The sequence below is a fragment of the Hahella sp. NBU794 genome (genome assembly GCF_050749805.1).
Taxonomy (GTDB): domain Bacteria; phylum Pseudomonadota; class Gammaproteobacteria; order Pseudomonadales; family Oleiphilaceae; genus Hahella.
In genome coordinates, this window is record NZ_CP192738.1 from 822,035 (window position 1) to 841,423 (window position 19,389).

At 53.3% G+C, this 19,389-nt stretch carries 17 protein-coding genes; 7 read left to right on the forward strand and 10 right to left on the reverse strand.

Translation table 11 applies throughout. From position 1 onward, the window contains the following. Nucleotides 1–107 precede the first annotated feature (107 nt). Nucleotides 108–1,937 carry a putative Ig domain-containing protein gene (locus ACQYWX_RS03700; RefSeq protein WP_431687920.1) on the reverse strand — a complete coding sequence of 610 codons (1,830 nt, stop codon included), beginning with the start codon at nucleotides 1,935–1,937 and terminating at the stop codon, nucleotides 108–110. A 322-nt stretch (nucleotides 1,938–2,259) separates the two neighbouring features. Between ACQYWX_RS03700 and sbcD the strand changes: the two genes are divergently transcribed. Further along, nucleotides 2,260–3,576: an exonuclease subunit SbcD gene (sbcD, locus tag ACQYWX_RS03705; protein ID WP_431687921.1), complete on the forward strand. Its 1,317-nt coding sequence runs from the start codon at nucleotides 2,260–2,262 to the stop codon at nucleotides 3,574–3,576. After that, nucleotides 3,573–7,262, forward strand: coding sequence for an AAA family ATPase (locus ACQYWX_RS03710; protein ID WP_431687922.1), 3,690 nt, complete (start codon nucleotides 3,573–3,575; stop codon nucleotides 7,260–7,262). Before sbcD ends, ACQYWX_RS03710 begins: the two co-directional genes overlap by 4 nt. Before the next feature lie 66 nt (nucleotides 7,263–7,328). Here the strand turns inward: ACQYWX_RS03710 and ACQYWX_RS03715 are convergent, their stop codons facing one another. The 3 genes from ACQYWX_RS03715 to blaOXA form a co-directional block, all read right to left on the reverse strand. Then, nucleotides 7,329–7,553 (reverse strand): hypothetical protein, encoded by a 225-nt coding sequence (locus ACQYWX_RS03715; RefSeq protein WP_127968486.1) that lies wholly within the window; start codon nucleotides 7,551–7,553, stop codon nucleotides 7,329–7,331. A 158-nt stretch (nucleotides 7,554–7,711) separates the two neighbouring features. After that, nucleotides 7,712–8,749, reverse strand: coding sequence for a hypothetical protein (locus ACQYWX_RS03720; protein ID WP_431687923.1), 1,038 nt, complete (start codon nucleotides 8,747–8,749; stop codon nucleotides 7,712–7,714). Between the two features lie 201 nt (nucleotides 8,750–8,950). Further along, the gene (gene blaOXA, locus ACQYWX_RS03725) at nucleotides 8,951–9,763 is read right to left on the reverse strand and encodes a class D beta-lactamase (RefSeq protein WP_431687924.1); all 813 of its coding nucleotides are present in this window, start codon (nucleotides 9,761–9,763) and stop codon (nucleotides 8,951–8,953) included. A 193-nt stretch (nucleotides 9,764–9,956) separates the two neighbouring features. Here blaOXA and ACQYWX_RS03730 point away from each other — a divergent pair, with 193 nt between their 5' ends. After that, complete coding sequence (locus tag ACQYWX_RS03730) at nucleotides 9,957–11,060, forward strand: ABC transporter substrate-binding protein (protein WP_279504207.1); 1,104 nt, start codon at nucleotides 9,957–9,959, stop codon at nucleotides 11,058–11,060. Here the strand turns inward: ACQYWX_RS03730 and ACQYWX_RS03735 are convergent, their stop codons facing one another. Continuing rightward, nucleotides 11,061–11,843 carry a secretin N-terminal domain-containing protein gene (locus ACQYWX_RS03735; RefSeq protein ID WP_431687925.1) on the reverse strand — a complete coding sequence of 261 codons (783 nt, stop codon included), beginning with the start codon at nucleotides 11,841–11,843 and terminating at the stop codon, nucleotides 11,061–11,063. Between the two features lie 81 nt (nucleotides 11,844–11,924). Beyond that, entirely contained in the window at nucleotides 11,925–12,635 is a 711-nt protein-coding gene (locus tag ACQYWX_RS03740; protein ID WP_431687926.1) for a hypothetical protein, read from the reverse strand. Nucleotides 12,636–12,833: 198 nt separating this feature from the next. On the opposite strand from ACQYWX_RS03740, the gene ACQYWX_RS03745 reads away from it, so the two are divergent. After that, the gene (locus ACQYWX_RS03745; RefSeq protein WP_431687927.1) at nucleotides 12,834–13,670 is read left to right on the forward strand and encodes a hypothetical protein; all 837 of its coding nucleotides are present in this window, start codon (nucleotides 12,834–12,836) and stop codon (nucleotides 13,668–13,670) included. Continuing rightward, nucleotides 13,667–13,870 (forward strand): hypothetical protein, encoded by a 204-nt coding sequence (locus tag ACQYWX_RS03750; RefSeq protein WP_431687928.1) that lies wholly within the window; start codon nucleotides 13,667–13,669, stop codon nucleotides 13,868–13,870. Before ACQYWX_RS03745 ends, ACQYWX_RS03750 begins: the two co-directional genes overlap by 4 nt. A gap of 6 nt (nucleotides 13,871–13,876) precedes the next feature. Here the strand turns inward: ACQYWX_RS03750 and ACQYWX_RS03755 are convergent, their stop codons facing one another. Then, nucleotides 13,877–14,818, reverse strand: coding sequence for a LysR family transcriptional regulator (locus ACQYWX_RS03755; RefSeq protein ID WP_431687929.1), 942 nt, complete (start codon nucleotides 14,816–14,818; stop codon nucleotides 13,877–13,879). Nucleotides 14,819–14,969: 151 nt separating this feature from the next. On the opposite strand from ACQYWX_RS03755, the gene ACQYWX_RS03760 reads away from it, so the two are divergent. Further along, nucleotides 14,970–15,836 carry a DMT family transporter gene (locus ACQYWX_RS03760; protein ID WP_431687930.1) on the forward strand — a complete coding sequence of 289 codons (867 nt, stop codon included), beginning with the start codon at nucleotides 14,970–14,972 and terminating at the stop codon, nucleotides 15,834–15,836. An 8-nt stretch (nucleotides 15,837–15,844) separates the two neighbouring features. Here the strand turns inward: ACQYWX_RS03760 and ACQYWX_RS03765 are convergent, their stop codons facing one another. Beyond that, nucleotides 15,845–16,387, reverse strand: coding sequence for a YaeQ family protein (locus tag ACQYWX_RS03765; protein ID WP_279504218.1), 543 nt, complete (start codon nucleotides 16,385–16,387; stop codon nucleotides 15,845–15,847). A 64-nt stretch (nucleotides 16,388–16,451) separates the two neighbouring features. Continuing rightward, nucleotides 16,452–17,252, reverse strand: coding sequence for a substrate-binding periplasmic protein (locus tag ACQYWX_RS03770; protein ID WP_431687931.1), 801 nt, complete (start codon nucleotides 17,250–17,252; stop codon nucleotides 16,452–16,454). A gap of 201 nt (nucleotides 17,253–17,453) precedes the next feature. Between ACQYWX_RS03770 and ACQYWX_RS03775 the strand changes: the two genes are divergently transcribed. After that, the gene (locus tag ACQYWX_RS03775; RefSeq protein ID WP_431687932.1) at nucleotides 17,454–18,422 is read left to right on the forward strand and encodes a hypothetical protein; all 969 of its coding nucleotides are present in this window, start codon (nucleotides 17,454–17,456) and stop codon (nucleotides 18,420–18,422) included. A gap of 12 nt (nucleotides 18,423–18,434) precedes the next feature. Here the strand turns inward: ACQYWX_RS03775 and ACQYWX_RS03780 are convergent, their stop codons facing one another. After that, nucleotides 18,435–19,376, reverse strand: a complete 942-nt coding sequence (locus ACQYWX_RS03780) for a ribose-phosphate diphosphokinase (RefSeq protein ID WP_431687933.1) — start codon at nucleotides 19,374–19,376, stop codon at nucleotides 18,435–18,437. Nucleotides 19,377–19,389: the final 13 nt, after the last annotated feature.

Consider the following 19,389-nt stretch of genomic DNA (forward strand, 5'->3'; position numbering starts at 1 on the left):
TTTACTCAGGACGGGTCACCCTAATAAAAAAGGCCGAACATCCCTATGGATATTCGGCCTGTCTTGCGGCTGGCAGTCAGCCGATCATTACACTCTTATCAATAACATCAGTTACAGGGAACTGCGCCGATGTCAGAACCGTCACTGGCCGCGCCGCAGACCGGGGAGTTGGGGAGCGGGGTGTAGTCACGGAAGGCTGGGCCTATGAGCATAGGGCTTCCTACAATGCTATTAATATCTTGACCAAATGAGTTCCATGTAGACATTGTGAAGCGATTGCTTCCCCACATACCTGCGATGATGGAGCTAGATGTGGAATATAGATTGTAGTCTCTCTCGGAAATCTCAGAGGCCCATGCTCCACCATCTCCAGTGTTACAGCAGAAAATAGCAGGTCTCGACGATCCGATGCTGTCAATAATATTGTCACGAATTTGTATGCTATTTGCTCCACCCACTGGAGAAGTACCGTTTTTGTGCTCCATTCCACCATACACTGTGTTGTGATGGGCAAGAATATTGCCTATAACACCAACGTTCTGATGGCCAATTCGAAGCCCGACAAACTTACCAGTAAGCTTATTGTTAAGAATATCTACTCCAAAAGAATAGTATTGATTAGAAATAGATAAACCAGCTTGACTGACGTTATAGGCTAGATTTCCTCTAAACGTGTTCTTGAATGAGTTGTCTTTGTCGTGGTAACCATTACCGTCAATGTTGTATGCGACATTATCTTCAATTAGAGACTCTCTCACATCGTACATAACCATTGAAGAGCCATGATGGTTGGACGTGTTGTCTCCATGGATGCCTGAGCCGCGATCAAATAAATCATGGAAAGTGTTGTTTTGTATTACGAAGCGGGCAGTGTTATATCTGCCTCCATCATTGAAGAAAATAAAAGATGGATTTCCAGAAGTGGAAGTGTCATATAAATGATGCATATGATTTCTTCTAAATATCCAGTCTGTTTCAGCTCCGCTGACATAGAAGCACCAGCGAGCACAGTTTTTAATCTCTAGTCCATCAATGACGCCAAATTCGCCTTTGGTGTCCATTACCCCTGCATAGTTTACATCGACAACTGGGGTTTCACTTGGGAACGCAAGAACTTTATTGGTTTTGTTCGCGGAGAAATTAATAAGCTCATAATAGTCGCCACCGCGAACATACAGAATATCATCTGTAGTTCCTTGATCAACGCCATGTGAAATGGTCTTCCATGGACTGTTGATTGTTCCGTCTCCGCTTTCGTCAGATCCATAGGGAGATACGAAATGGAAGCCTGTGGATGTTACTTGGAGCGTATACTCCTGTGAGGTCATTTGCTGAAGGCTGTCATATACATCCACTTTTACTTGGTAGCTTTGCCCTTCTAAAGAGGCGGAAGGCTTCCAAGATATTTCACCTGTTTTGGGGTGGATAGACATGCCTGAAGGCGCTTGCGTTAAGCCAAAGGAATAAGGAAACTTACCGCCAATTACGCCTAGTCGAATGTTGTACTCAACTCCAGGGTAAGCCTTTGTTAGTGGCCAGGAAACGATTTCTGGCGTTAAGCTCACCATTGAGTAAATATTTGCAGGTTTCCCTTGTGGGCTAGAGGTAGCAGTTAAAGAGCTTTCACTAATCCAGCCATCAACACCTGAATCAAAATCCACATGCCACCAGTTAGAGCCGCTTAATGTTGCTGGCCCTTCGATGACAAGCCCAGTCGCGTCGGTTGACTGAGAGCCAATAGGAGTGATGCTGGAAAACTTTGGTGGTTGAGCATAAATGCTGCTGTCGGAATTATTTTTCACCAGAACGTTAAGTGCCAGAGAAAAGTCTTCAGCACTTGCTGAGCCTGTTGATGCAATAAGACCAAGCGGTGCAAGTAATACAAGACTACGCGCTAGCTTGGATTGAAAGAGATGAGTAGGTTGTTTCTTTAACATGACCGAATTAACTCCATGGCCGGTTGTTTAAGAGCTTTATCGTTTTATGAGCGTCACGGAAGGGGAAAATTTGTTCGGCCATCCGTGTCCGCATCGCAAATCTATACTACAAGTTATAACGACATAACTAGGGTGTGCACTAGGTAAGTTTTTGACTTCAAATGTGATAGCTGGTTTTGATCTGTGTCGAGTGGACAAATTTTCTGCTATGTGTGCTCTGTTAACTCTGGACGGAGTTTTCACGTTATCCCCTTCATCTATAGCCTTTACCCGCCAAGCTTCGTAAACTTTGCCGAAATTTGGATTCGGCTGACTTTTTCTAATGACCTTTCGTATTCTTCATACCTCGGACTGGCACCTTGGCCAGCATTTTTTCGGTAAAACGCGGGCGGATGAGCATGCCATGTTTTTCAACTGGCTGTTGGAGCAAGTCCAGGTGCATGAGGTGGATGCTTTAATCGTCGCGGGCGATATATTCGACACGGGAGCGCCGCCCAGTTATGCGAGGGAGCTGTACAACCGCTTTGTTGTGGAGTTACAGCGGACGGACTGCCAGTTGGTGCTGTTGGCAGGGAATCATGACTCCGTCGCCACCCTGAATGAATCCAAAGATCTGCTGGCCTGTCTGAATGTGCATGTTGTGGCGGGTATGCCGGAAACGCCGGAGAACAACGTGCTGTTGTTGAATGATCGCAATGAAGAGCCAGGCGCTATTCTGTGTGCGGTTCCCTTCCTGCGGCAACGTGACCTTACCACCAGCAAGGCGGGACAGGACGGTGTTGAGAAACAGCAGGCGCTGCAGCAAGCGATTGCCGATTACTATGCGCGCCTGTTTCAGTTGGCGCAGGCGCGTCGCGAGGAATTCGGCGAGGCGCTGCCCATTATCGCCACGGGTCATCTAACGACGGTGGGTGCGGAACTCTCGGAGTCCGTGCGGGATATCTATATTGGCGCGTTGGACGCGTTTCCTTCCGGCGCCTTTCCTCCGGTGGACTACCTCGCTTTAGGCCACATTCATCGCTCACAGAAGGTGGGCGGTCAGGAGCATATTCGCTATAGCGGTTCGCCCATTCCTCTGAGTTTTGATGAGGCGGAGCAAACCAAATCGGTGTTGATGGCGGACTTTGAAGATGGGCGTTTGCAACAAGTGACGCCACTGGAGACGCCCTGTTTTCAGCCGATGCAAGTGATTCGCGGCGATCTGAAATCCATAGAGAAACAGCTGGGCTCCATTGTCGCGCCCAACTCTCAATTGTCGCTATTCAGCAATGCGGATAAGGTCTGGGTCGATATCGAGGTGGCGGCGACTCAGGACTATCTCGATGATTTGCAGCGCCGCATCCAGGACATGGTTGGCGCTCTGCCGGTGGAAGTGCTTTTGGTGCGTCGCGAACGCAAGAATAAGGGGCTCAGACTGGAGCGGCTGGAGAAAGAAACCCTGGCGGAGCTGACGGTGGAAGAGGTTTTTGAACGCCGCCTCGCTCAGGAAGTCTGGGAAGGAGAAGATGCGGAGGCGCGGAGGCAGCGCCTGATGGGGATGTTTCGTCTGGTGGAGAGTGATGTGCTTGCGGACGGCGTGGAAGCGGAAGTTGTCGCTGAAGCCAGTGTTGCAGCCTCTGTGACGGGGGACGATGCATGAGAATTTTGAGTCTTCGCCTCAAGAACCTGAACTCCCTCAAAGGCGAGTGGAAAATAGACTTCAGAGCAGACCCTTTTCATAGCAATGGGCTGTTCGCCATTACCGGACCGACCGGCGCCGGTAAAACAACATTGCTGGATGCGATCTGTCTTGCGTTGTATCACCAGACGCCACGCATCAATGTCTCACCCATGAACAATGAGATCATGACCCGGCACACTGCGGAGTGTCTCGCCGAAGTCGAGTTTGAAGTGAAAGGCGAGGCCTATCGCGCTTTTTGGAGCCAGCGACGTGCGCGCAATCTGGCGGAAGGTCGGTTTCAGCCGCCTCAGGTCGAATTGGCGACAGCGGACGGCAAGATCATGGCGGATAAAGTGAAGGATAAGCTGATCCTGATTGCGGAATTAACGGGTCTGGACTTCGCCCGGTTTACCAAGTCCATGTTACTGGCGCAGGGCGGCTTTGCGGCGTTTTTGAACGCCCCTGCGAATGAACGCGCCGAGTTGCTGGAAGAGCTGACCGGCACAGAGATCTACGGCAAGATTTCCGCCCGGGTCTTTGAGCGCCAGCGTGACGCAAAAGGCGAGTTGGAACGACTGCGGGCGAAGGCGGAAGGGCAGGACCTGCTCAGCGACGATGAGCTGACAGCCTACTATGAAGAAGCGGCGGCCCTCGACACTCAGGAAAAAACAGATACCCAACGCCTTGAGACTTTGCGGGCGCAGAAGCAGTGGCTGGACCGATTGACCCAGGCGCAGCAGTCCTTCAATGAAGCTGAACGGGGTCTTACCGAGGCGACGGCGCGACTGGAGCAGGAGAAAGCTGACCTGGGGCGTCTGGCGCTCAGTGAGCCGGCGGAGAAGCTGCGTCCTTTCTATAAAGACTTCCAGCAGGCCCATGACGCTTATGCGCAGACAGAAAGGCATATCAAGTCTCTGACGGAAAGCCTGGAATTAGCTCGTGAAGAGCTGGAGCGTAAATCCTCTGAACTTGCGTCGGCGAAACAAGCGTTGATGCAATTGCAGACGCAACGGGAAGAGTTGGAAAGCCTGGTGGCGGAAAAGGTCATGCCTCTGGATCAGGCGATCGAACAACTCAGTTCTCTGATGCGGCAGCAACAAGAAACTGTCACTGAGGCCCTGCGACGCCAAGAGGAATCTGGAGAGCAGGAAAAAGCCCTATCCCTTCAGTTGAAGACGTTACGGGAGGAGATCCAAGAGGCGAACGAATACCTCGAAAGCAGGCGCTCCCATAAGCTATTGCCGGAGAATCTGCCTCTATGGCGGGAGCGTCTGGCGCAGCGAACAAAAGCGAAGATTGAGCTGACCAAGTTGCAAGAGGCTGTCAGCACGCGTCAGGTGGAGCATCGCCAGCAGGAGGCGGAGTCTGTTCGTTTGCAGGAGGCGCAGGCTACGGCGCACAGCGTTCTGGAAGAGCGTAGTCAGACCGTCGCCGCGACTCAGCAAGCCATACTCGATGCATTGTCGGGAGAGACCGAGGCAGATCTGCGTGAACGCCTGGCGTCAATGCAAAAAAGCCGCACGGATCGTTTCCGGCTGGGACGTTTGGCGGATGATCATGGCAAACGTAATCAGGAATTGACGGCGCTGAATGCGCAACTCAGTCAGCGCGAGAATGAGTTAGAGCAAGGAAAGCAGTCTCTGGCGTTGATGCGTAAGCAGTATAAAGCGGAGAAGACGCATCTGGATGACCTGGATCGTCTGCTACAGCAAGAGCGTCAGATTGCTTCGCTCAGCGAGCATCGCGCCCGCCTGAGCCCTGGAGAGCCTTGCCCTTTGTGCGGCTCTCACGAGCATCCCGGCATCGCGGCTTATGAAGCGCAGCGGGAGTCCGACACGGAAAAACGTCTGCAAGAGAAGCGCAAGCAATTGCAGGAATTGGAGGACAAGGGCAAGAAGCTGAACGAAGCGGCGGCCCGACTGTCCAGTGAGTTGGAGTTGGGAGGGGCGACCCGCGGCAAGCTGAATCAGGAAATGGCTGCTCTGAAGGATGAGTGGACGCAGTTGTGTCAGGAGTTCGGCGTCAATCTGGCGATTGATGCGCCTGCGGGCGCCCAAAACGGCGTTGATGTTTATTTACAGAAAGAAGAAGCCAAAGAAAATGCTCTGGCGGAGCGTGTGCGGTCGTTGGAGCAAACGGAAAAACAACTGCAGCAAGCTAAAGAGTCCGCGACTGCTGCGGAGCAGGAGCTTGGCGAGATTCGCAGAAAGCTGGAACTGCAGCAGCGCGACCTACTGAATCTCGGCAAAGAGATTGATGCGCATCTTGCGCAGCAGACCGAGCAACGCTCTGTGCTGAGCGCCCTTGAACAGGGGCTGACGGAAGCGTTTTCCAGTATGGGCTATGGGATGCCCCAGGAGGATGAGCAGGACGCCTGGCTGGAGACGCGTAATGCCGAAGCGCGAGAGTATCAGGCCCGCCAGGAGAAGCTGGAGCAGGGCGTGAAACAAGCCGGGGATCTGGAGCGTCAGCGGGAGCATGTAGCGGAGAAAACCGCGGATATCGCACAAACCTTAAAAGGATTGCAGGAAAACTTGGCGCAGACGGAAATGGCGTTGGCGGAGAAAAAGACGCAGCGTCAGGCGTTATTTGGCGACAAGTCGCCGACGGAAGAGCGTAAGCGTATGCAGGAGCAATTGGCGGCGGCGGAGAAGCGTTGGGCCACATTGCAGGAAGCCAAAGAAATGGCCGACACTGCGCTGCAGCAGCACTTGGGACGTGAGGAAGTGTTGAAGACGCAGCTGGGCTCACAGCGTGCTCTATTGTCCGATGCGGAACGCTTATGGAGCGAAGCGCTCGCCGCCAGCCGCTTTGCGGATCAAGCTGCTTTTGAACAGGCGTTGATTAATGAAGACGAGCGACAGGCGCTGGCGGTATTGAAGCAGGAGCTGGATCAACAGAAGGATCGAGCGGCCACCCTGAAGCAGCGTGCGGAAGCAGAATTGAATGCGTTGTTGGCGGCGCCAGCAACTCAGTTAAAAGACGCTGAATTGACGGAGCAGCTGCAAGCCCTCACGGATGGGCTGAAAGCCATCAGTCAAAAACAGGGTGAAATCAAACAGTTATTACAAAGCGATCAGTCCAGGCGGATGAGTCGGCAAAAGCTGCTGGTCGATATTGAGTCGCAACAGCAGCGCTACGACGACTGGGCGTATTTGAGTAGCCTCATAGGGGCGGCGGACGGCGCCAAGTTCCGCCGTTATGCGCAAGGTCTGACTCTGGACCATCTGGTCTATCTCGCCAATCAGCATTTAAGTCGCTTACACGGTCGTTATGAGCTGGAGCGTCGTGAAGGAGAAGCTCTTGAGCTGCAAGTGGTGGATACCTGGCAGGCGGATACCGTCAGAGACACCAAGACCCTGTCTGGCGGGGAGAGTTTCCTGGTGAGCCTGGCCTTGGCGTTGGCCTTGTCTGATTTGGTCAGCCATAAAACCAGCATTGACTCGCTGTTTCTGGACGAAGGCTTCGGCACTCTGGACAGCGAGACCTTGGAGGTGGCGCTGGATGCCTTGGACTGTCTGAACGCCAGCGGCAAGATGATCGGCGTCATCAGTCATGTAGAGGCGATGAAAGAGCGTATTTCCGTGCAGATCAAAGTGAAGAAGATGAGCGGGTTAGGCGTTAGCCGGTTGGATAACCGGTACTGTCTGGAGGGCGCTATGTAGGGCGCGATTCGGAAGAAATTGAAGGCAATAAAAAACCGAGGCGTTTGCCTCGGTTTTTTTGTCCGCTTAGAGCAGGATATGCACTTTGCGGGGGTCGCTCTCAAGTCCGAAGAAGTTGGTGATTTTCTTCTCACCATCTTGCACTAATTCACGGACTTCTGAGGCTGATAATTCTTCCGGGATATTACGGGGCATCAGTTCCCGTAACTCGCCGCCGAATGCGTAAAAAAACAGCTCGAGTCCGCTTGGATGAATGGCGTTTCTTTGGCTGCTATTGATTATCCAGTCCACAACACTAACCGTATATGTTTCTATGTATTCGAGAGTAGTCTAAAGAATCAGTTGGTTAGCGGTCTGTAGTGGATTCTCTGTAAGCATTATTGCTTAAGGCTGGAAACGCAGATATAAGCCTGGGCGAACCAGCGGCTCGCCCTTGAAAAACAAGGCTTTTAGCCATTGCAGCGTTTGAGGGCGGGGATAGCTTTGCGCATATCCTGCAAACTGAATTCCTGGTGAGCAAGCGACGACTTTTGCTCGCCTAATACCAAGTAAACGTGCAGCATTTTGCTCTTTTCGAGTTGCTCGCTCAGGTCCGACAAGACAAGCGTGCGGGTAGGGTAATCCTGTTGTGAGAAAGTCATCAGCTTGGACTGGTCCAGGCGCAGGCCTACGCCGCGCTTTTTCAGGAAAATGTCTGATGAGGCGTAAACGACAAAGCGGCCCGGCTCCAAGGATAACCATATTTGAGAGGTGTGGTCGCCGATTTCCACCTGGCGGGTTGGCGTGCTGAGTCGGCAGCTGTCCGGGTGTTCTCCATCCCAGTTGCGCTCCAGGGTCCAAATGCCGAATGAAGCGACGCTCTGACTCAGCGCGGCTGTCGTGGAGGAACGTTCGATAGAGGTAGGCTGAGCTTTGACTTCCACGACCTTCAGTGACCCGGCTTCTTTATCTATAACATCTTCACTTTGCCCTACCGCCTTAGCGTTGGCTTGCTCTGGCGAAGGCTTTGAATCTTGCGCTATCGCCAGCATGGGCTGTGAAGTCGCCTGTTGATCATGGGAGGCTTCCGCCGTCGGTGGCGTAAGTGCGGAGGCTGCTGTCGTCTTTGTGACGATAGTGGGCTCTTTACTGGTTTGCGTTGCAGGTTGGAGTGAATCCTCGTGCGCTAACGCCGCAGTGTCATGTCCAGCAGATGGCGGTTCGCTACTGATGATTTCTACTGAAACCATAGACTGTTCGAACTCGTCGCCTTGAAGGGCTTCTTCAGATGTGGAGACAGCTGCAGTCTGAGTCTGAGAGATGGACTCATTGGGGACGACAATCTCTTCCGCTTGGCTGATCTCCTCTTGTGGCGCGGAGGGCTCCGCGTCTTGCCACCAGGAAGTCGCACACCCGTGCAGGCTGACGACCAGACTGACGAAAAGGCTGAAACGAATTGTGTTGTGGAGACGACGGGAGAACTGCGACTTTATTATTGTTAGTGGCATGGCTGTTACCCTGAAATAGGCGTTGCTGAATCGATATGACAGCTGTTGACTGTGCAGGCTAGCACTTAATTTCAGGGCAAACTGATAAGCAGTCCTCGAAAAAAATGGGTTATTCACATGGCGGCGACAAGCCCGCCGCTTCTGTTATCGCAGGCGAGACAAATAAAAAGCCGCTACTTGTCCGCCGGCTGAATAACGCCTCTATGGCAGAATCCCCTCCGATGTCATGATGCGTCGGGGAATGCTTTTTCTGAACGCCAGCTTTTCATTCTTGTCGATATCGAAATTGGCGGCGAAGAAATACAGATCAGCGCCTTTTTCCACCCATCCGACCCACCAGGCCAAACCAGGTTTGGTTGCATCGTTGTATCCTGGCATGCCCAGGCTATAGCCGGTTTTACTCCTTAATACAAAGGTGTTGGCGGCTTCGGTCAGCAGCGCCTCTTGTACGATCAGTTGATTGCGTTCAGAAAATGGCAGTCCGGCGTAATAAAGGCGGGACAGGAATTCAATTTGCTCCGCCGCGGATATTCGCAGCGCGCCATCAAGCCAGAAGTGGTCCGCGCCGCCGCTGATATCGGCGTTACCATAGTTCACTTGAGCGACATGATGGCGCATGCGTTCTTCGCCAATCTTTATCGCGAGTTCCTGAAAAACCGGCTCGACGGAGTTTTGCATGGCTCCACGTAAGCTGAAGTCGTCTTCCCATATTTTGAACGGGCGTTTTTGCCCATCCCAGTGAAACACTTCCCGGCCGTCTTTCAAAACGCCGGTCTCCAACGCAATCAGCGCCTCCAGGATTTTGAATGTGGAGGCGGGGACGAAGCCCTCTGAGGCGCGTTGCAGATCGCTGGTTTGACAGTTGCCCGCATTTTGTTTGCAAAGCACGAAGACGCCCTGAACCTGGGCGTTGCGGAAATACTCGCGCCAGTCGCTGCGCTCCGTTAGCTCGCGGGCGTAAAGAGAGGAGCAGAAACATAAAAAGTAAAGGGTAGTCAGAAAGCGCCGTAACATGGTGCACTCCGAGTCTTGGGGCGGGGAGCGCATACTATTACGGCGGCGCAGGCCGCGCAATCAGGAAGCGCCGACATGGAAGGAAATATTTTACGTCAGTGGGCGCCGGGCGGATTCTTTGCAAACTAGCGGTTATGGTCCACTCTTAATGGAGGTGCCTTATCTATAAATAACTATGAATCTCGCAACTGTAATGAAGTTCTTGCGCGGCTTCATTGTCGTCTGGGTTATCGCTTCGTCCGGTCTGTGTCATGCTGGCGCTCCGTCTGTCGGACGCTTGTCCGATACGGATTATTTCCTGTTTATATCACCGTCTCCCGCTGAAAATATCTTCTGGGGGAAGACCGGCGCCTTCGCCAAAGACGTGGCGAAGGACCTGGGCGTCAAACTGGAAGTCATGTACGGGAACGATCAACGCTTCAATGTGCTGAAAATGGGCATGGAGGCGCTGCAGCGTCCCAATCCGCCGAAGGTGATTATTGTTGGATACTTTTTTTCCATTACGGAAAAGCTCCTGCAGGAAGCTAATGCCCGAGACGTAGGCGTATTTCTTGTCAATACCAGTGTGCCGGAACGCGATCGGGTTCTGGTGGGACAGCCGCGTTCGGAGAAGTTTCCCAATTGGCTGGGACATATGTACCCCGACGATGAGGAGGTCGGCTATCTGGTCGCGGCGGAGTTACTGCGACAGGCTCAGGCAAAGTGGCCGCGAAAGGGCAGCTTTGACATGCTGGCGTTCAGTGGAGGCATGGATTCCACTGCGGCTTTGGACCGTAACGCCGGTTTGCGGCGGTTTCTGTCAGAGCACACTGATAAGGTAAGCCTGAAACAACTGGTTTACGCCAACTGGTATTGGGATGAAGTGACGGCCCGCGCTCCGAAAATGTTGGAACGCTATCCCTCGGTGGACCTGATTTGGGCCGCCAGTGACTTGATGGCCCTGGCGGCGCGCTCAGTCGCGCGGGAGCCGGAGCGTCTGATTGGCGGTGTAGACTGGTCGAATGAGGGGTTAGAGGGGGTAAAGGACGGGCGTCTGTCCCATAGTGTGGGCGGGCACTTTGTCGAAGCCGGCTGGGCGGTCGTGCTTCTGTATGATTATTTCAACGGCGTTGATTTTGCGGATTATCTGGGCGTCACCATTCGCACGCATCTGGCTGTGGCGACGGCGGCCAACGTAGATAAGGCTATCGATGTCGTCACGGAAGCCCACTGGGCTAAAGAGGATTTTCGCCGTTTCTCTTTATCGTTGCGCCCGGAAAATAAGGGCTACCACTTCCACGACTTTTTTACTGAATAGCTAATTCCCCAGTAACTCAACTTTGATGAGAACGCTTTGTTCATCCGCGCTCTGTCTGCGTGTGGAATAGGTTATGCCGCTGTCTGAGCGGCTGCTGGTTAACGACGCGCCTCCCAGTTCCACCCACTCGCCGAGCTGGACGACGCGAATGGTGTCCAGGGAAGACGTATTGATGCGTTGCTGTTGAATGTCGTCGCGCTCGTTGCTTTGTGAGCGGACTTTCAATTCAACCCGGTTCTGTCCGGTCAGACGGGGCTCTACGTAGACGCCGCTGCTCAAATCCAGATATTCCACGCTGTCCACCAGTCGGCCATTGATCCGTTGCGTCGTTCTGACTGGTTGCTTCTGGCCGGTATTGATAAAGGCGGAAGAGCCTTCCACGACGGTGAGCGTTTGCTGCCCGCCGCCCTGGGTGGAGTAGACTTTCTTGCCTGCTTCGACCCGCGCCGATCCGCCTTCATTGCTGATGATGCCTGAGACGCCCCAGCCGCTGTTTTCTCCTAACCGGTTGCGGTCACGGCTGACCGTAATGAGAAACTGCCGTTGCGGAGTATCCAGTTGCATCACCAGGTCATGGATTTCCGCAATAACCGAGTCGTCTGCCCGAATCAGCAACTGGTTGCGATGTCCGCTGATATGGGCCTGATCCTCGGGGTACAGTTCCCGAACCTGGCGCGCCATGTCCTCTGCTGTTCGGTGTTGCAGTGTGATCGTTTCCAGACGCTGGGCCTGTGTCATGAGACTCAGGCCCAAAGCCAACAGCAATGTTATGGCGCGTAGCATGTCCACTCCCTCAATCGATTCTGGCCTGACCACGAAAAGTGGGAGGCGTGCTACCTGAGAATAATGGACGTCGCCGAGGAGTTAAAGAGCGGGTGCTGCGTTTGAGCGGGTTTCTTGTTTGAGTCGCTCGCCGAAATTTTTCAACGCGTTCAGACGGGCGAGGCGTCGGGTTTCATACCTTTCTGAGTACATGAATGGTCGGGTTTGAGACGCTTTGCCGAAGGCGCGGGCGAAAGCGTAGAGATAGCCGTTGCGAACATCCACCAGAGAGCCTTCCAGGCGCACGTCCGACGACGTGTGATGCGCCGGGACCACCCACATGCCGACCAGTGTGATGTTGAGAATGCTCAAAGGGTTGGCGTATTCCTCTTCACTGCTGTTGATGTCGAAAGCCAGCCAGGCGTCCGCCTGAAAGCGCGCTGCCTCCATGCGCTGTTCTTCAAGTTGGCAGTTGTCATACTGATAGCAGTTTCTGCGCGACGACTCCGGCGCGACAAATAATTCAGACACCAGGCCGTTTTTTTTCAAGAAGGGCTTCCATGACTCGATTTCCTCAATCTCCTCCTGGCTCCACGGGTTGTCATTGGCGGGTTGTGGTACGTACAACCGCAATGGAAGCTCGGCTTGCGGTTTCAGTGCGTCGATTTCTTTGACCGAGTCAGCCCGTGCGTACTCTTTGGGCTGTCCAGACTCGGCGGATATTCCTTCCATCGCGGCGCGATTGAAGTGAGAAGAGGTGGCGCAGCCACTGAGGTAAAGAAGAGTGATAGCGGCTAAAGCAAGTTTTTTCATGATCGGTTCCTAGTGCTGATTGCGGCGGTAGCGGCGCTTGACGCAGCCTTTGATTCCCGGTCAGCATAGCGATCTGGAAAGAGGCCTAAAAAACCAGTTTCATAGCAAAAACTGGTCTTGACATTTTGCAGAACATAAATGACTACAACTTTTAACAAAATTCATCGCTTAAAACGTCTTTGGACATGGGAAGCGTTTGTGGCCCAGTATGAGGCTGGCCCGGATATCAAAACGCTGAAGGCGAACTATCACCATCCCCACCATAAACCCAATAAAAATACGGTGGACATTATCAATGCTTTGCATGAAAGGGAGTTTCCCAATCCGTTTCCTGCGGCATTGGAAGGCATGTTCGATCTGTACGAGGACTTGCTTCGTCGTAATGGCGACCTGTCGCAGGAGGAGAATATCGGGCGTCTGGAGTTTTTCCTGCGTCATGAGTTGAGGATTGCAGGGCGCGAGCCTGTGGGGGGCGCGCGTTTGTGGTGGTTGCTGGGAGATATATTGTTTGACCGTTGCCTTGGCGCGCGTAAACGCAATCAGGGCCAGCGTATGCTGGCGTATCGCGGAGAAGCGATTCAGGCATACCAGTCCGCACTGGATATTCTTGAGCAGGCGCAACTGGCTAATTTAGTCATCCGTTATAAGTTGCGGCAGAATATCCTCGCCTGCTATCTCAATGCGTCGAAACGCCAGGGCGTGTGGACGAAAGATCCAGAAACCCTGAGTTATTTCCATGAATCCTGTTTTCTGGCGCGTACTAAAGAGCTGCTGGCTGAAGAGCCCTTCCAGTGGAGTATCGCCAGAAACGGACTGCGTTTTGCGTCGCTGTTGGAGAATGCGGAAGAAGTCACTTATTTTTTCGCTTGTCTGCTCAAGGTCAGCGTCCAATTCGCCGACTTTGATTACCAACCCTATCAAGCCCCTGCGATAGGACGCAGTAAAGACTTTGCATGGGCGCGAGAAAATGTATTGACGGATGAGCGTGTGCGCAGCCTGATTGACGAGTGCAAATTAAAAGGAAAGTTCAAGTGAAAAAGCTGTTTAGACTGAAGTTGCGTTGGCTACGGCCTGCGTTGGTCGCTTTATTAGCGCTAGTGTTGTTGTCCTGCGCGTCGCATCATCGGCCTGACCCGCAAACTCAGCATCCGGTTTGCGACGAAACGCAAACGGACAAAGAATGCCGCAAAGCGGAGGAGTTATCCGAAGACGATGACATGGGGCGTTTGCGTTGAGCGTCTTTAGTCACTCAAGCGTCCGTCCGCCTCGATGAATCCGTCGCTGAAACGCTCGGAAACCATCACTGCCTGTATGGCTTGCGCCAGCGCTGCGAGCCGCTTGCGGATTGGCGCTGACGGCGGATAGCTCAAGTAAAACTCCGTCAGTAGCGGCGAGCTATAGGACGGAAACAGCTCAATGACCTTGCCTTCCGCGATATCCCGCCCCACAGCGAAGCTGGGCAATATCGCCACCCCCAGATTATTGCGAACGCCTTCCGCCAGTGCGAAGGTATTGCCCAGGCGCATGCGCTCCGGCATCGCATCCAGATTGAGATCATTCTGCTTTAATAACTGTCCCCAACTGGCGGCTTTGCCGTTGGCGCGTGTTAGCAGGCGGTGATGTCTTAGATCTGCTAGGGCTGCCGGAATACCCCGTCGCTGCAGATACTCTTTGCCGGCCACCACCTGTTTTTTGGAGGTCGTCAGCAGGTGATGCGTCAACCCGACGCCAGTCGCAGGAGAGCGAATTGCGACGTCAAACTGCTGCGCGACAAGATCGATAAGGTCGTCACTGACGTGTAACTCTATTTGCAGCGCAGGCGCCAGACGCTCCAATTCCGCAATGGCGGCAGGCATAACCAGACTGCCGAAGTCGACGGGGGCGGTGACCTTTAATCTGCCGCTGAGGCTTTCACCACTCAGACTGTCGAGAGTCGCCTGCAGGCGCTGCTCGCTGACCAAGTACTCATCCACCAGATTCTGTCCGGCATGGGTCAGATGGATGCGGCTACCGGATTGGCGCACGACCAGACAAACCCCGATCTTTTGCTCCAACTGCCGAATCTGGTAGCTCACCGCCGCCTGGGATACGTGCATTTCCTCCGCCGCGCGGGTAAAGCTGCGCGCGCGATAGACCGCGGCGAGAAAGGGAAGATGGGCGATGATGTGATGAGATAAATTCATAAAATAATTTTATTAATTAATAAAAATAAACTCGTTTCACAAATGTTAGACGCTGTCGCAAGCTATCCCAAGTGAAATTTTCCGCCTCGCACTGCTGATCTGAGGGATTGGCGTGTGCGATGTGTTGTAGGACTGATTTTAGGGGGCGACTATGAGAGCGGCGCTGATGGCCCTGTGCGGCTTTTTCTTTTTTACCTGGATGGACTTAAGCATCAAACATTTGTTGGCGAATTACCCGTTGCCACAGGTCATTTTCTTCAACTGCCTGTTTGCTCTGCTGGCGTTATCGGTATGGGTGGCTCCACGCTGGACGCTATTGAAGACATCGCGGCCGGGCCTGCATTTAGTTCGGGCCGTCATGCTGTTGCTGGTCGACGCCCTGGCGTTTTACAGCTATGGCGCTGCGCCCTTAACGGAGGCGTACAGTCTGATTCTGACCATGCCTGTGTTTGTCGCGGTATTCGCGATGGCGATGAATATGGAGCGCTTCGATACGGGACGCTTCATGTTGGCGCTGATGGGCTTTGTTGGCGCGTTGATTGTGCTCTCGCCAAGTTTTGGTGTGGTGAATATGGCTTTATTGCCCGCCTTGGCGAGCGCCATGATTGAAGCGGCAGCGTTCATAATGGTCGCAAAATACAAAGACCAGGAGCATCCTCTGGCGTTCGCCGTTTATGGGCTGAGCCTGATCGTTGTCGTGACGGGATGCTGGCCCGGATGGTCTCTGTTCTCCTTTGATATGACCGCGCTGGCGATCAGTGCGGCGGGCGGAGTGTGCTACGCCTTGGCGACTTTGTTGGTGCTGTCTGCATTTCAGAGTGGATCACCCAGTACGGTCAGTGCGATGCAGTACTCTCAGTTGGTATGGGGGATGGCGTTGGCTTATGCGTTCTGGGAGGAAACGCCTGCGTCGTTGGCGTTAATCGGCGCTCTGCTGATCGCGGCGAGCGGTTTGTTGTTGATGCGGCGGGAAATGAGCGCACGGCGCGCCAGAAAGCGCGCGCCGCTCGCAGCGTAAGCGAAGCCTTATGCGGGAAACAGGCTGACGGGTTCGATGGCGACGCTGTTGGAGGCGTCGCTCAGCCAGACCTGTCCATCCTGAATGGTGCATTGCAGATCCATGGCGCGTTGCGCCAAATCCGCCAGTTGTTTGGTCGTCTCTGCGCTGACTTCCATGATGCGCAGGTTATCAAAGCGGGCGAGTTCGTCCTGATTTTTCCGCCACCATAACGGAACGGCTCGACCACCATAGGCGTAAATGATGACTTGCCTGGCGCGACCGCAGGCTTTGCGAATGCGGCTTTCTTCCGGTAGTCCGAGATCAATCCACAGGTCGATTTCATCACTCAGGCTTTTTTCCCAGATATCCGGCTCATCCTGCGTGCTGATGCCTTTGGTGAACTGCAGGCGATCTGATGCGTGCAGCGCGAAAGCGACCAGACGCAGCATCATGCGTTCGTCGGTTTCTGAAGGGTGTCTGGCGACGGTGAGTGTCAGGTCCTCGTAATAGTTCCGGTCCATATCTGCAACATGCAGTACGGCTTTATAGATGGTTGCTTTTAACGCCATGGGGGTTGCTCCGCTGATTCCGGCGGGGATTATACATCTGCGGCGATCACAGTGAGAGGCTCGATTACTCGGGGGTGAGGTATTTCTGATGGATCGCCTGGATTTCTCCCTTATCCCATAGCGTCTGCAGCGCGAGCCTGAGACTGTCTACGGTTGCGTCCGGCGTCTCCAGGCTGCAAGCCATATAGAGGTTGTAGGAAATGTCGTCCAACGTCAGCACATTCTCTACCTCCGCAGGGGAAAAACCTTCTTGTTTCAACATGATGGGGAGGCTGAACTCACTGAATGGAATCAGGTCGATGCGCTTGGCGAACAGCATGCGAATGTTGAGCTCGTCTTCCGGCATCAGCACAATATTCTTACCCACCTCGAAGCCCTGCTTAACCAGATAATCCTGCTTGATATCCTGATACTCACCGCCGACGACATAGCGTTTGGCGTCTTCCAGGCTGCTGATAGTGATGTTTGACCGGCTTCTCAGCTTGTAGAGGTTGACCCGAAACGGCGCAATCTCTCCGACCCACTTGAACATCGGCTCTCGTTCGGAGGAACGGGCGATGGAGTAGATCAGCGTGTTGGGCTCGGTCTGAGCAAGTTTATAAGCCCGCGCCCATGGGTAAACGCGGAACGAAGACACACCGACGCCAGATTTCGCTAACACAGCTTTCACCACTTCCGTCGCCATACCGCGGATTTCGCCGCTCTCTTCAAAGGAATAGGGGGGGAAGTCGGTGGTGACTACTTTTATTTCTGCTGCGGGAAGTCTGAAGGAACATAGCGCGATCGCTATTATGACCAGCAGTACGCCAAGCTTTCCTCTTTTGCTAAATAATGAGTTTTCCATAACGGTGCTGCTAAGAGACATAGTTTGTCCTTTTCATGTGGCGTATCAGGAATAAGTTTAATGCATAACTGAAAGCTTTCACCCCGGAATCTAAATGAGCTTTCCGTGAATTTTGCTTCGTGAAATAACTCTTATATTTCATGCAATTATTTTTTATACGTGAGGCGTTTTCATCTTTTTTGGCGCTAATGCTATGTTTTAGTAGCCCAAGGAAATGAAACGATGGATTTCGCAATTAATCCGGATGATTTGAAAAGGACTCAGGCCGTTCTCGCAACCAACGGCTTCGGAGAAGTTCTTCACACTGCTGCATGGCTGGTTGCGATGTGTTACGTCGGGAAGGCGTCGGATGTGGAGTTAATTATTGATTCCCTGGAGCCGCCAGGCGATATTGTTTCCGACGCGCAGATACTACACTTTTTACATAGATTTCATCCAATAAACTCTAAGCTTAAGCGACAGAATAAAGACGATCCTCTCACGACAAACCGCACCACTCTTACTGCCTATAGTCACCTCGATGAGCTTGGACCTCCGTTAATTCGTGAAGAAATCAGAAAGGCGTTTGTATTCGCCTGTAGCCCGGTTAATCCAAGCATTGAAGGTCAGCTGCACCGTCTTTTGGGCAATATACAGCGAAACAAAGTATTGGTGTGGGTCCGGCGCGGTAGCAAGGACCGGCGAGGTACATCAGAGGCGTCTTTGCAGCAGGTTGTGGAAGCGCTAGATGCGCGAGGTCTTGTGGCGGTGCTTGTTGGCGACCTCCGGGATATCAAGAAGGTTCCTGCAAAGGCGATTGATTTGACTCCTGTGCAAAACACGCTTTACACATTGAAAGCTTCTTATGTCAGCCAGGGTGGCATGTTACTTTGCGCGCACGGTATGGGGGTTTTTGCGTCGATAGGCATGATGAGTGGGGGAATGGATTTTGGCGCGTTTCTGGGGATACCTACGGTCAATATAACCAAGTATACGCCCAGCCCAACTGTGTCCCAGCGGATGCGGGCGATGGCTAAAATAGCGTACATGAAAAACGTGGGCTACGATGAAGCCTGCTACGACTCACAAAGTAATACGCCTTTGCCTCAGCGCGTTATTGATGAGGCGATGAGCTACATTAGCGCGTGGCACAAGAAGTCCACGTATCTGGCTTCTTGGTGGGACCCCGTCAACAATAGTCTGTTCCGTTAATCGCTTCCGTTATTAACTAAACAAAGCCCCCACACTCTCCCCGGAATGGATTCGGCTGATCGCCTCCGCCATTAGGGAGGCGACGGAGAGTTGGGTGATTTTCTCCAGTTGTTTCTGTTCCGGTAGATAAACCGTATTAGTGACGACCAAAGATGAAATGCTCGCTTCACGCAGATTGGTGATGGCGGGACCGCAAAGCACTGGATGCACGGCGCCGACATGAATGCTGCGTACGCCTGCCTGCTGCAGGGTTTTGACGGTGGACATCAGCGTGCCGCCGGTAGAAATTTCATCTTCGAAAATCACGGCGTCCATATCCTTTACGTCGCCCACGACATGTCCTTGTTTGACCTGAGTGTCGCTGACCCGTCGCTTATCGATGATCGCCAGAGGAATATTCAGGCGTTCGGAAAAGCGTCCCGCCCGCTTGGCGCCGCCAGCGTCTGTTGCAACCGCTACCATCCGGCTCAGGTCGTAGTTCGCTTTGAAGTAGTCGGCGATCAGCGGGACGGCGGTCAGGTGATCGACGGGAATATTAAAAAAGCCATGCACCTGGTCTGCGTGTAAATCCATGGTCAGCACCCGATTGGCGCCGGCGGTTTGCAGCAAGTCGGCCATCAGCTTTCCGGCGATGGAAATGCGGGGGGCGTCCTTCTTGTCGGAACGGGCGTAGGAGTAATAGGGAATGACTGCGGTGATACGGCGGGCGGAAGCGCTGCGTAAGGCGTCCAGCGTAATCAGCAGCTCCATGATGTGTTCGCTGACCGGCTCAGTGAAAGGCTGCACCACAAATACGTCCCGCTCGCGCACGTTTTCCTGGATCTGCACAAACAGGTTGTCGTTGGAGAAGCGTGAGATTTGCAGGGGGCTTAGATCTATCCCCAAATGCCCGCATATTTCGTAGGCCAGGGCTGGGTTGGAGTTGCCGGTGAACACTTTCAGGGGATGTTTCATTGCGCCTCTCTCG

What these genes read in the sequence shown, in the direction of transcription:
- ACQYWX_RS03700 (WP_431687920.1), bottom strand. Translation starts at nt 1,937, where the DNA reads ATGTTAAAGAAACAACCTACTCATCTCTTTCAATCCAAGCTAGCGCGT.
- sbcD (WP_431687921.1), top strand. Translation starts at nt 2,260, where the DNA reads ATGACCTTTCGTATTCTTCATACCTCGGACTGGCACCTTGGCCAGCAT.
- ACQYWX_RS03710 (WP_431687922.1), top strand. Translation starts at nt 3,573, where the DNA reads ATGAGAATTTTGAGTCTTCGCCTCAAGAACCTGAACTCCCTCAAAGGC.
- ACQYWX_RS03720 (WP_431687923.1), bottom strand. Translation starts at nt 8,749, where the DNA reads ATGCCACTAACAATAATAAAGTCGCAGTTCTCCCGTCGTCTCCACAAC.
- blaOXA (WP_431687924.1), bottom strand. Translation starts at nt 9,763, where the DNA reads ATGTTACGGCGCTTTCTGACTACCCTTTACTTTTTATGTTTCTGCTCC.
- ACQYWX_RS03730 (WP_279504207.1), top strand. Translation starts at nt 9,957, where the DNA reads ATGAAGTTCTTGCGCGGCTTCATTGTCGTCTGGGTTATCGCTTCGTCC.
- ACQYWX_RS03735 (WP_431687925.1), bottom strand. Translation starts at nt 11,843, where the DNA reads ATGCTACGCGCCATAACATTGCTGTTGGCTTTGGGCCTGAGTCTCATG.
- ACQYWX_RS03740 (WP_431687926.1), bottom strand. Translation starts at nt 12,635, where the DNA reads ATGAAAAAACTTGCTTTAGCCGCTATCACTCTTCTTTACCTCAGTGGC.
- ACQYWX_RS03755 (WP_431687929.1), bottom strand. Translation starts at nt 14,818, where the DNA reads ATGAATTTATCTCATCACATCATCGCCCATCTTCCCTTTCTCGCCGCG.
- ACQYWX_RS03760 (WP_431687930.1), top strand. Translation starts at nt 14,970, where the DNA reads ATGAGAGCGGCGCTGATGGCCCTGTGCGGCTTTTTCTTTTTTACCTGG.
- ACQYWX_RS03765 (WP_279504218.1), bottom strand. Translation starts at nt 16,387, where the DNA reads ATGGCGTTAAAAGCAACCATCTATAAAGCCGTACTGCATGTTGCAGAT.
- ACQYWX_RS03770 (WP_431687931.1), bottom strand. Translation starts at nt 17,252, where the DNA reads ATGTCTCTTAGCAGCACCGTTATGGAAAACTCATTATTTAGCAAAAGA.
- ACQYWX_RS03775 (WP_431687932.1), top strand. Translation starts at nt 17,454, where the DNA reads ATGGATTTCGCAATTAATCCGGATGATTTGAAAAGGACTCAGGCCGTT.
- ACQYWX_RS03780 (WP_431687933.1), bottom strand. Translation starts at nt 19,376, where the DNA reads ATGAAACATCCCCTGAAAGTGTTCACCGGCAACTCCAACCCAGCCCTG.